Genomic DNA, 10473 nt, shown 5'->3' with positions numbered 1-10473 from the left:
GTCGCCGCCTGGGGCGCCGCCCGGGGGAACGGCCGCGTCCGCGCTGTCCTCGGCGAACGCGGCGATCGCCCTCTTCCGGGTCCTCCCGGCCGCGACCCCGCTGTGACAGGTCCGGGGGCGGCCGCACGCCGTAGGCAGATCGGCTGCCCATGGATCGGCCGCCCTACAGATCGAATTCGGCCGGGTCCAGCTCCAGGGCGAAGCACGCCTCGCGGACCACGGCCCGCTCGGTCGCGTCGAAGTCGCCGTCGGCGCCGCCGATGACGATGCCGATCTGGACGACGGCGCGGGCCTCGGCGGGCTTCTTCTTCGCCTTGGCCACCTCCTGGAGGACGCTGACCTTGCCGAAGTCGAAGTCCATGGTCAGCTTGTCGAGGTAGGCGTCGAAACGCGACCGCAGGTCGTCCGCGGGGAAGTTCTGGAGCACCTCGTTGGTGGCGATCAGCTGGGCGACGCGCTGCCGCTCGGACGGGTCGATCGAGCCGTCCGCCGCCGCCACCAGGGCGCACATCGCCATGCTGGCGTCGCGGAACGCGCCGCTTTTGAGGTCGTTCTTCTTGGCGAGCAGCTGGCTCTGCATCGTCTGGGCGGAATCCTTGATGCGGTCCCACAGGGCCATGACCAACTCCGTATGTCGTCGCTTATTTCTACAACACTGTAGAAGTTAGCAGAGCGGTCCGGGCCCGGTGGGTCGCCGGGGCTCAGTCCTCCTCGTCCTCGAAGGCGTCGCCGATCTCGTCCACGACCTCCGCCGCGACCATGCCGCCGACGACGCCGACCGCGACGCCCGCCGCGACACCGCCGACGATGGCCCCGGTGCTGGGCCCGGAGCGGTGGTGGCCGCCCTCGTGGCCGTGCGCATCCCCGTGGCCGTGCGCGTCCCCGTGTCCGTATCCCTGTGCGCCACGACGGTCGACGAGTTGCCGCACCCAGCCGTCGACCTCCGCGTTCCAGTCGCGGTGTTCGACGCCCTCGTGGCCGACGGTGAAGAGGGAGAGGGCGTCATGCCCGGGGGAGAGGAACCCGCCGCGCTTGTCGGCCTCCAGGACGACGTCCAGGCCGCCGGGGTTCGCGAGGAAGGTCACCTCCAGCTCGTTCAGGGCGTGGGCGTACTGCGGCGCGGGAGTCAGCTCGATCTCCTGGTAGAACGGCAGCCGCTGCCCCGTTCCGCCGACGTGGCCCAGCTCCAGATCCGCGGACTTGAAGCCGAAGCCGAGCTGTCCCAGTGCCTCAAGAACGGCCTCCTGGGCGGGCAGCGGACCCACCGTCAGCTGGTCCAGATCGCCCTTGTCCTTCGCGCCCGCCACCTCGAGCCCGGTACGCACCCCGAGGACGATGCCCAGCGGCTGCCCGTACAGCTCGGTGACGGGCGTCTCCCACGGGAGGCGGATGGTGAACGGCAGGCTCCGGTGCTCGCCCTCGGCGAGCCGGAACCCGCCGCCGACCGTGAAGTGGTCGAAGACCACGACCCCTTCGCGCTCCTCGTCGCCGTGCTCGGCCTCGACCCGCGCGACGAGGTCCAGGGTGAGGGACTCGATCTCGAAGTCCGCCTTGCCGCCCTGGAGATGAACCTGCCCGCTCAGCGGCCCGCCGGGGCGTACGGGACCGGCGTCCAGCACGGTGTCCACGGTGGGGCCGCCGACGCCGAGTGAGCCGAGAAGTCGTTTGAACACCATCGTGGCGTCCACTCCTTATGTTTGTATCTACATGCGTGTAGAAGCATAGGGGGTGGCCGCGCCCCGCCGTGGGCGTTCGGTCAGGATTGGGCGCGCTGTTGCTCCGTACCCTTCGTGTCCTTCGCCTCCGCCGGTGCGGTCAGGTCGAGCAGGAGCATCGCGTCGTGGTCGGGGGTGCCGGGTTCGGCGGTGTAGACGCCGAGGCGCTGGCCGGGGGTGCCTTCGAGCTGCATGCCCTGGCTGCTCAGGGTGAGGATGCCGACCTGGGGGTGGTGGAAGGTCTTCTGGAACCGCTTGCGGCCGACGACGTCGTAGCGCTCCCACAGTTGGGCGAAGTCGGGGCTCTTGAGCAGGAGTTCGCCCACGAGCTGGGTGAGGTCCGGGGCGTCGGGGGCGGTACCGGCCAGGGCGCGCAGCCGGGCGACGCAGCCGCGGACCTGCTCCTCCCAGTCGGGGAAGAGGGTGCGGGCGGTGGGGTGGAGGAAGAGGTAGCGGGCGAGGTTGCGCTGTTTGACGGGCCAGTCGTCGACGCCCGCGTACAGGGCGAGGCCGCCGGGGTTCCAGGCGAGCAGGTCCATGCTGCGGCTGATGACGTAGGCCGGGCTCGGCCGCAGCGTCTCCAGGAGGCGCTTCAGGTGCGGGCGCACGGTCCGGCTGGGCGGGGGCGGCGGCTCGGGGGCGTACCGCGCGGCCCGGGCGGCGAGATCCCGCAGGTGCTGATGCTCGGCGTCGTCGAGGCGCAGGGCACGGGCGAGGGCATCGAGCACGGAGGGGCTGGGGCGGGTCTCCTTGCCGCGCTCCAGGCGGACGTAGTAGTCGATGCTCATCCCGGCGAGCGTGGCCAGCTCCTCGCGGCGCAGCCCGGGCGTACGGCGCAGGCCGGTGCCCACCGTGAGGCCGACCTGGTCGGGGCGGGTCTGGGTACGGCGGGCGCGCAGGAACTGGCCCAGCTCCATGCCACCGCTGCCACTGCCGCCGCCGCTGCTGCTCTGCTCGGATGCCATGGCGTCAGTGTCACACCGCGCCGACCTGCGTGGCGGGCGCGTGGGGGGCCCTGTCGTTACCCCCGAGCGCCGCTCCCCGGTACGGCCCGGCCTGCCACCGGGGCCGGATCGGCGGGAGGCTCGGTGTCCGTCAGCAACCGGCTTTCCGTTGATCCGTACAGGAGACCGTTCCGTGCCCATGTCCGCCCCGTCCACTCCACCGCAGGCCGTCGCCGCCGTCCCTGCCGGTCCGCCGCCGCGGGGCCGGTCCGGCGCGCGCCCGGCCATGGCCGCCGTCCTGTTGGGCTTCTTCACGATCATGGTCGACGCCATGATCGTGAACGTCGCCCTGCCCTCGATCGGGCGCGGGTTCGGCAGCGCGATGACCGGGCTGCAATGGGTGGTCGACGGGTACACCCTCACCTTCGCCGCGTTCCTGCTGTCCGCGGGCGCGATCAGCGACCGGGTCGGGGCCCGGCAGGCGTTCGCGGGCGGTCTCGCCCTGTTCGTCGCGGCGTCCCTGGTGTGCGGGCTGGCGCCGGGACTTGGCGTTCTGGTGGCGGCACGGCTGGTGCAGGGCGCCGGGGCGGCGCTGGTCCTGCCGTCGTCGCTCGCCCTGCTGAGGGAGACCTTCGCGGATCCGGCCGAGCGCGCGCGGGCCATCGCCCTGTGGGCCGTGAGCGGCGCGGTCGGCGCGGCCGCCGGTCCCGTGGCCGGTGGGCTGCTCACGGTGCTCGACTGGCGGATGGTCTTCTTCGTCAACCTGCCCGTCGGCGCGGTGGCCCTGCTGCTCCTCCGGTACGCCCGCCCCTCCCCGCGGCAGGCGGTGCCGTTCGACCCGGCCGGTCAGATCGCCGCCGTCGCCGCCATGGGCGGGCTGACGTACGCGGCCATCGAGGCCGGGGCCGCCGGGTTCGGCGCCCCGCGGGTCCTGGCCGCCCTCGCCGTGGCGGTCGTGTCGGCCGTCGTCTACGTCGTCGCGCAGGCCCGCGGACGGCACCCGATGACGCCGCTGCCCCTGCTGCGCTCCCGCGTCATGTCCCTCGCGGCCGCCATCGGGTTCGCGCTGAACGTCGGCTTCTACGGCATGATCTTCCTGCTCGGGCTGTACCTCCAGCAGGTGCACGGGCTGAGCGCGCTCGCCACCGGTGTCGCGTTCCTGCCGATGAGCGTGCTGACGTCCTTCGTGGGCCCCGTCGCCGCCCGGCTGGCGACGCGCTTCGGCGCACGGATGCCGGTGATCACCGGCCAGCTGATGATGGCCACGGGCCTGGCCGCGATGGTGACCCTGCCCGCCGCCGCGCCGGTCTGGCTGACGGTGCCGCTGATGGTGCCCGTCGGTGCCGGTGGCGCGATGGCGATCACCCCGCTGACGGCCCTGCTGCTGGAGACCGTGCCCGCCGAACGCGCCGGGGTCGCGAGCGGTGTGCTGAACGCCGCCCGGCAGCTCGGCGGCGCCCTGGCCGTCGCCGCCTTCGGCGCGCTGGTCGCCGACCGGGCCCGGTTCGTGGCCGGGCTGCACACCGGTCTCCTGATCGCCGCGGCGGTCGTGGCCGTGAGCATCGTGGCCACCTGGCTGCTCGAACCCGCCCGGCGCGACGCCCGCTGATTCCCCCGACGGCCGCTACATAATGGGTACATGGCCATGAAGCGCACCAATGTCTACGCCGACCCGGAAGACCTCGCCATCATCAAAGAGGCGGCCAAGCGTCGTGGCATCAGTGAGGCCGAGATCATCCGGCAGGGCATCCATCTCGCCGCCATGGCCCATCGCGTATGGGACGAGCCGTTGTTCTCCCGCACCTTCGAGGGCCCCGGGCGCACAGTCGCCAAGGACGAGGTGCGTGATGGCGTGGCCGACGCCGCCCAGTGCGAAGGCGATTCCGGAACCGCTGCGTGATGATCGTCATCGCCGAACTCGACCACGTCGCCACCCGCGAACCGGGCCGTGAGGCCGCGGTGAGCGCGGTCGACGACATCCGCGGCTGGATGCGCCGCGGCCGGGTATCCGTACCGGAGATCACCGAGGGGCACCTCGGCATCGCCCAGTCGATCCGGGCCCGCTACCTGGCGCTCGACCTCGATCTCACCGACGTGGTGAACGTCGCCCTGGCAGCCGACTACGACACCGACGCGATCCTCACCCTGGACCGCCGGGACTTCCGCGCCGTACGCCCCCTCGGCCGCCACAAGGCGTTCCGGGTCCTGCCCGACGACCTTCCGCTCTGAACGAAAGCCTTCAGCACGCGTCGTCGAGAACACCCGCGATCTGGTCGAGTACATGGCGCGGGGGAGTGAACGGCACCCGCAGACAGCGGCTGAGCGTGCCGTCGACCGCGAAGCGCGGGCCCGCTATGAGCGCGACCCCGTTCCTGCCCGCCCGTTCGACCACGGTGTCGGCGAGGGCGGTCCGTAGCCGCAGCCACAGGACGAGCCCCCCGGGCGGGAGCGTGAACCGCCAACGGTCGTCACCCGCCAGCAGGTTGCCGAGGTGGTCGCGCTGCTGCCGCAGCTCGCACCGGCGCCGTCCGAGCACCGGTTCCAGGTCGGCGAGCAGTTCGACGGCGACGAGCTGCTGCACCGGGGGCGCGGACAGCAGTCCGGCCAGGGGGTGGCCCTGGAGTTCCCGGACGAGCGAGGCACGGGCCCGGATCCAGCCGATGCGCAGCCCGCCCCAGATGGACTTGCTGGTCGAACCGACCAGAATCGCGCCGGGAATACGGGGCGCGGGGCCCGGCTCGTCGCGCAGGTCGAGGTCGCGCAGGGTCTCGTCCACCACGAGGGTCACCTGGTGCCGGGCGGCGAGCTGGGCCACGGCGCGGCGGGCGTGCGGGGGCATCAGCGCGCCCGTCGGGTTGTGGAAGTCGGGCACCAGATAGGCGAGCTGGCCGCGCGCGCCGGCGAAGGCGTCCCGTAGCTGGTCCAGGTCCCAGCCGTCGGTGCTGACGCGGCAGCCCACCAGCCTCGCCCCGGAGTGGCGCAGCACCTTGAGCGCGTCGACGTACGTGGGGGTCTCCACCACCGCCGTACGCGGCCCGAAATGCGCCGCGAGCAGGGTCAGCGCGGCGCGCGCCCCGCTGGTGACGAGGATCTGCTCGGGCAGCGTCGCGGTGCCTTCGCGGCTGTACCGTGCGGCGATCGCCGTACGCAGCTCCGCGATGCCCGGGCCCGGTTCGCCGTGCTCGGCCAGCAGGGGGCCTGCCCGCTCGGTCGCGCGCCGGGTCGCCTCCAGGTACAGCTCCTGCGGCGCGGCGGGTACGGCCCGGCGCAGGTCGACCAGGGACCCGGCCTCACCGGTCGCCGAGAGCGGAGCGATCCGTTCCGTGGCGGCCGGGGGAAGGTGCACCGTACTGGCGCTGCCGTGCCGGGTGCGGACCCATCCGGCGTCGCGCAGCCGGTCCAGGGCGGCGGTCACCGTGCCACGGCTCACTCCGAGGGCGGCGGCGAGGCGGCGTTCGGCGGGCAGTTCGCTCCCGGCGCGTATGCGGCCGTCGAGCAGCGCTTCCCGTACGGCACTGGCCAGCGCCGCGCCGAGGGGCGCGGTGGTGCTCCGCCAGGGGCCCAGGGCCCGTACCAGGTACTCGTCCCTCATGCGCACTGGTCCAGTTTTCCATGATTGGGCCAGGCGGCCGGACCGGTGTGCTGCCTACGGTCATGGCCACCCGACACGAACGGAGACCTGCCATGCACCCACGACTCGCCGCCGACCACGACGGGCTGCCGCTCCTGCTGGAGTCCGTCCGGCAGCACGCCGCCGAGGTGCTCGGGCAGGTCGCCGAGCGGGACGTCGTCCCCGCGGCGCCGGTTCCGGAGCCGGATCCCCTGTCCGCGGAGGGGGTGGGGGCGCGGGCGGCGCTGGAGGAGTTCATCGCCTGCTGGGAGCCGGTGCTGTCGGCGAGCGCCGGGCCGCGCTATCTCGGATTCGTCACCGGCGGCACGACACCGGCCGCGCTGGCGGGCGACTGGATGACCGCGACCTGGGACCTGAACGCCTTCTCGTCCCTGGACGGCGCGGGACAGAGCCTGGAGCGCGAGACGATCGCCTGGCTGCGGAGCCTGTTCGGCCTGTCCGACGAGCACCACGGAACCTTCGTCAGCGGCGCCACCATGTCCAACACCGTCGGCCTCGCCGTCGCCCGCGAATGGCTCGGGGAGCAGCTGGGCGTCTCCCCCGCGGAGCACGGGGCGGCCGAACTCGGTGCGGTGCAGGTGCTGTCGGGGTCAGCGCATTCGAGCGTGCCCAAGGCGCTGTCGATGCTCGGCCTGGGACGCCGGGCCCTGATCCCCGTGCCGACCCTGCCGGGACGGGAAGCCGTCGACGTATCGGCCCTGGAGCAGGCGCTGCGCGAGGCCGAGCCCGACGGCCCGTGCGTCGTGGTCGCGAACGCCGGCACCGTCAACACCGCCGACTTCGACGACCTGCGCGCCATTGCCGCGCTGCGCGAGACTTACGGGTTCTGGCTGCACGTGGACGCCGCCTTCGGCGCGTTCGCCGCGCTGTCCCCCGAGCACGCGCATCTGGTCGACGGGCTCGACCTGGCCGACTCGATCTGCGTCGACCTACACAAGTGGCTGAACGTCCCCTACGACAGCGCCGTGCAGTTCACCCGGCGGCCCGATCTGCAAACGGCCGTCTTCCAGAACGCGGCCGCCTACCTCGGCCCGCTCGGCGACACCCCCGACCTGGCCCACCTCACCCCGGAGAACTCCCACCGGCTACGGGCCCTCGCCGCCTGGTTCACCCTGCGGGCCTACGGGCGGGACGGCCACCGCGAGATCACCGAACGGTGCGTCCGCTGCGCCCGCGCCCTGGGCACCGCCATCGACAGCATGCCCGGCCTGCGGCTGCTGGCACCGGTCCGGCTGAACGTCGTCTGCTTCACCCTCGCCGACAACCCCACCGCCGACCGGCTCGCCGCCCTCACCGAACGACTCGCCGACGAGGTCTTCCTCACCCCCACCGTCCTCGACGGCGTCCCCGCCCTGCGTGCCGCCTTCAGCAACTGGCGGACCACCGAAGCCGATACGCGCCGCGTCGCCGCGTCGCTGCGCGCCGCGCTGGCTGCGCTGTAGGCACTGGCGGCTCGTAATTGACCCATATTCTCGGTGCCGGAATGACCCAGGTCCCAGGTCATTCCGGACCATAGAGTCCTCGTCATGACGAAGGAAAAGCCGACCGGCCCCACGACCACCACGCCCCTTCACGCGGTGCTCACCCGCCGCGCGGACGCCGAGACCTGCGCCGACCCGAGCAGTGTGATGACGCTGCTGGGCGAGTCGGACGGCACCCCCGGCGGCTTCACGAGCTACCGGTCCAGCTTCGCCGAGGGAGCCGCGGGCGCACCGGCCCACTTCCACACCAAGGCGTCGGAGCTGTTCTTCGTGCTCAGCGGATCCCTGCGCGTGCTGGTGGGCGAGGAGATCACCACCCTCGGCGAGGGTGATTTCCTGGCGGTGCCGCCCCGCACCCCGCACGCCTTCGCCGCGGCGCCCGGCGCCGAGGCGGACGTCCTGTTCGTGTTCACCCCGGGCCTGGGCCGGTTCGACTATCTGCGGCTGCTCGGCCGGGTCATGCGGGGCGAGGCCGACCCGAAGGAGATCGCCGAGTCGGCGGACCGTTTCGACAACCACTATGTGGACAGCCCCGTCTGGCGTGCCGCCCTCGAAGGCTCCGCGTAATCCGCCCGCTCCACGGGTTACTCCACCGTGTTGACCGGCCCGACGAAGGTCCCCGGGCGGGTGGCGCCCGACTGGTCCAGCAGCGCGCCGCCGTACGGCCACTCCAGCGAGATGTTCTTCTCCTCGTTCGGCGGGGTGATCACGACCCGGTCGGGCGCGAACTTCTGGTCGTCGTCGCGGGTCGAGGCCAGGAACGTGAGGTCGAAGCCCACCTTCCCGCCCGCGTCGAGCCGTACGGTCTTCGGCTTGTCGTTGTTGCGCCGCAGGTCCCAGGCGTCGCCGCCTGCGGTCTGGAGCTGGACCCCGGGGAAGCCGGTCATGGTGCAGTCGGACGAGCCGGTGTTCGTCAGCACCACCCGGGCGGTCTGCCGGCCCTCGTACTCCATGTCCGGACCACCCTCGAAGTTCGCCCACGCGGCCTCCAACTGGCCGGAGTCGCAGCGGCTCTTCGACGCGGAGCCGCCGGAGGCGCTGCCCGCCCTGGCGTCGGCGTCCTCGCCGGAGCCGCCGCCCGTCGCGCCCTTCTCGGCGGCCGAGGACGAGCTTCCCTTGGCGTCGTTGCCGGATTCGCCGCCTCCGCAGGCGGTGAGCGAGAACGCGGCAGCGGCGACCAGCGAGGCCACGACGACGGTACGGGTGCGGCGAAGGGCGGTCGTGCGTGACATGGAATCCTCCAAGGGTGGTCGAAGTACGGTCCGGGACGCGGTGCGTTCCCCTGGAAACACCAAGCGGCTGTTACGGGTGGTACTTCTCCTCGACCGTCTCGGCACCGCCGGACTTGGAGTCCATGGTGACGCGGACGGTCACGCTGTTGGTCTTGGCGGACTTCTCCAGCTCCGCCACGCTGCACTTCGCGGTGCCGTAGCCGTCGTCGCCGATGGACGCGCCTCCGCTGCCGTCGTCGTCGGAGCAGATCGCGGCCGCGCCGAGGATCTGCGTGGCGTTGGAGATCAGGAACGCCTGCTCCCTACCGCCGCCCTCGGGCGTGACGGTCAGCTTGCCGGGCGCGAGGTAGCTCAGCTTCCCGGTGATCGTGCGGTGGTTGCCCGCGTTGGCGGCGCCACCCCCGTCGGACGGCGCCGTGGTGGACTCGCCACCGCCCTGGCCCTGCGACGCGGAGGCGTCCGAGGAGGAGCCGTTCTTGGGCTGGGCCGAGGCCTCCTGCGAGGCCGAGGAGCCGGTGGCGTCCGACGCCCCGTCGTCAGGCCCGCAGGCCGTGGCCCCCACGCTCAGCGCCGCGGCGGCGAGGATGGCGACGGCGAGGCGGCGACCGCGGATGCGGTTGGTGGTGGTGCTCATGGTGTTACTCCGTAGCTCTGTTCTCTCGTCTTCGTTTCCTGACGAAGATCAGCTTCGGAGATCCACTTTGCGTTCCACTAACAGACAACTAATGCCGCCGGGCCCCGCTTGACCTTGACACGGTGACAAGCCCTTCACTGCTCGCCGAGGAGGTGGTCTTGATGACGACCACGAGACAGGACACGGACGCGCTACGAGCACTCCAGGAGCTGGCGGACGCCAGTTCATCCGTACGGCTGCGGGCCGCCATGACGGTCGGCACGACGCCCGACCCCCGCTTCGTCGACAAGCTCATCGAGCGATGCGCGATCGAGCCCGAGTTCTTCGTCCGCGACATGCTGACCTGGGCGCTCACCCGTCACCCGGTGTCCCTGACGCTTCCCGGGCTGGTCCGCGAACTCCGCTCGGAGCGTGCGCAGGCACGGAGCCAGGCGCTGCACACGCTGTCCAAGATCGGGGACCGGCAGGCGTGGCCCGCGATCACCGGGGCGCTGTTGTCCGACGCCGACGACGAGGTGGCGCGGAGCGCCTGGCGGACCGCGGTCGTACTCGTACCGGAAGGCGAGGAGCCCGCGCTGGCCACGGCGTTGGCGGGGCAGCTCGGGCGCGGTGGGCGCGAGACGCAGCTGAGCCTCAGCCGGGCGCTGGTCGCGCTGGGGGAAGCGGTCGTGCCTGCTCTGCATGCCGCGACGACGGCCCCCGACCCGCGCGTACGCACCCACGCCCTCGCCACGCAGCGGCTGCTGCGCGAGCCGGACACCGGATTCGAGTACGCCATCGAGGAGGCAAAACGCGTCGTCGCCCTCGGCGGGTCCGGCCAGGAGGGATGATGGGGC

12 protein-coding genes and 1 pseudogene are annotated in these 10473 nt (G+C 72.4%); 7 read left to right on the top strand and 6 right to left on the bottom strand.

Features of this window, described 5'->3' with window-relative positions; genetic code table 11:
- A pseudogene (locus SSOG_RS58475) lies at window positions 1–106 on the top strand (M56 family peptidase); the annotation flags it as partial.
- A 57-nt stretch (window positions 107–163) separates the two neighbouring features.
- Here the strand turns inward: SSOG_RS58475 and SSOG_RS21455 are convergent.
- From SSOG_RS21455 to SSOG_RS21445, 3 genes are all read right to left on the bottom strand, one after another.
- A complete protein-coding gene (locus tag SSOG_RS21455) occupies window positions 164–619 on the bottom strand; it encodes a tellurite resistance TerB family protein (protein ID WP_009716335.1) in 456 nt (151 codons plus the stop codon).
- 82 nt (window positions 620–701) lie between these two features.
- The gene (locus SSOG_RS21450) at window positions 702–1676 is read right to left on the bottom strand and encodes a sporulation protein (protein ID WP_009716334.1); all 975 of its coding nucleotides are present in this window, start codon (window positions 1674–1676) and stop codon (window positions 702–704) included.
- Between the two features lie 80 nt (window positions 1677–1756).
- Window positions 1757–2680, bottom strand: coding sequence for a helix-turn-helix transcriptional regulator (locus tag SSOG_RS21445; protein ID WP_009716332.1), 924 nt, complete (start codon window positions 2678–2680; stop codon window positions 1757–1759).
- Window positions 2681–2858: 178 nt separating this feature from the next.
- Between SSOG_RS21445 and SSOG_RS21440 the strand changes: the two genes are divergently transcribed.
- Genes SSOG_RS21440 through SSOG_RS51935 form a run of 3 tightly spaced genes read left to right on the top strand, consistent with a single transcriptional unit; the run spans window position 2859 to window position 4888 of the window.
- Complete coding sequence (locus tag SSOG_RS21440; RefSeq protein WP_039938274.1) at window positions 2859–4268, top strand: MFS transporter; 1410 nt, start codon at window positions 2859–2861, stop codon at window positions 4266–4268.
- Between the two features lie 30 nt (window positions 4269–4298).
- Entirely contained in the window at window positions 4299–4559 is a 261-nt protein-coding gene (locus tag SSOG_RS51940; protein ID WP_009716331.1) for a ribbon-helix-helix domain-containing protein, read from the top strand.
- Window positions 4559–4888 carry a PIN domain-containing protein gene (locus tag SSOG_RS51935; protein ID WP_039938272.1) on the top strand — a complete coding sequence of 110 codons (330 nt, stop codon included), beginning with the start codon at window positions 4559–4561 and terminating at the stop codon, window positions 4886–4888. Before SSOG_RS51940 ends, SSOG_RS51935 begins: the two co-directional genes overlap by 1 nt.
- A gap of 10 nt (window positions 4889–4898) precedes the next feature.
- On the opposite strand, the gene SSOG_RS21425 is transcribed toward SSOG_RS51935, so the two are convergent.
- A complete protein-coding gene (locus SSOG_RS21425; protein ID WP_050799920.1) occupies window positions 4899–6251 on the bottom strand; it encodes an aminotransferase-like domain-containing protein in 1353 nt (450 codons plus the stop codon).
- A 92-nt stretch (window positions 6252–6343) separates the two neighbouring features.
- Between SSOG_RS21425 and SSOG_RS21420 the strand changes: the two genes are divergently transcribed.
- The gene (locus SSOG_RS21420) at window positions 6344–7732 is read left to right on the top strand and encodes a pyridoxal phosphate-dependent decarboxylase family protein (protein WP_009716329.1); all 1389 of its coding nucleotides are present in this window, start codon (window positions 6344–6346) and stop codon (window positions 7730–7732) included.
- A gap of 84 nt (window positions 7733–7816) precedes the next feature.
- Window positions 7817–8338: a cupin domain-containing protein gene (locus tag SSOG_RS21415; protein WP_009716328.1), complete on the top strand. Its 522-nt coding sequence runs from the start codon at window positions 7817–7819 to the stop codon at window positions 8336–8338.
- 17 nt (window positions 8339–8355) lie between these two features.
- Here the strand turns inward: SSOG_RS21415 and SSOG_RS21410 are convergent, their stop codons facing one another.
- Window positions 8356–9003 carry a DUF4232 domain-containing protein gene (locus tag SSOG_RS21410; protein ID WP_039938269.1) on the bottom strand — a complete coding sequence of 216 codons (648 nt, stop codon included), beginning with the start codon at window positions 9001–9003 and terminating at the stop codon, window positions 8356–8358.
- A 70-nt stretch (window positions 9004–9073) separates the two neighbouring features.
- A complete protein-coding gene (locus SSOG_RS21405; protein WP_009716326.1) occupies window positions 9074–9637 on the bottom strand; it encodes a hypothetical protein in 564 nt (187 codons plus the stop codon).
- A gap of 161 nt (window positions 9638–9798) precedes the next feature.
- Between SSOG_RS21405 and SSOG_RS21400 the strand changes: the two genes are divergently transcribed.
- Complete coding sequence (locus SSOG_RS21400; RefSeq protein WP_039938267.1) at window positions 9799–10467, top strand: HEAT repeat domain-containing protein; 669 nt, start codon at window positions 9799–9801, stop codon at window positions 10465–10467.
- Window positions 10468–10473: the final 6 nt, after the last annotated feature.

Source organism: Streptomyces himastatinicus ATCC 53653, assembly GCF_000158915.1.
GTDB classification, from domain to species: domain Bacteria; phylum Actinomycetota; class Actinomycetes; order Streptomycetales; family Streptomycetaceae; genus Streptomyces; species Streptomyces himastatinicus.
The sequence above is the reverse complement of the archived record's forward strand: the minus strand, read 5'-3'. Positions and strand labels throughout refer to the sequence as shown.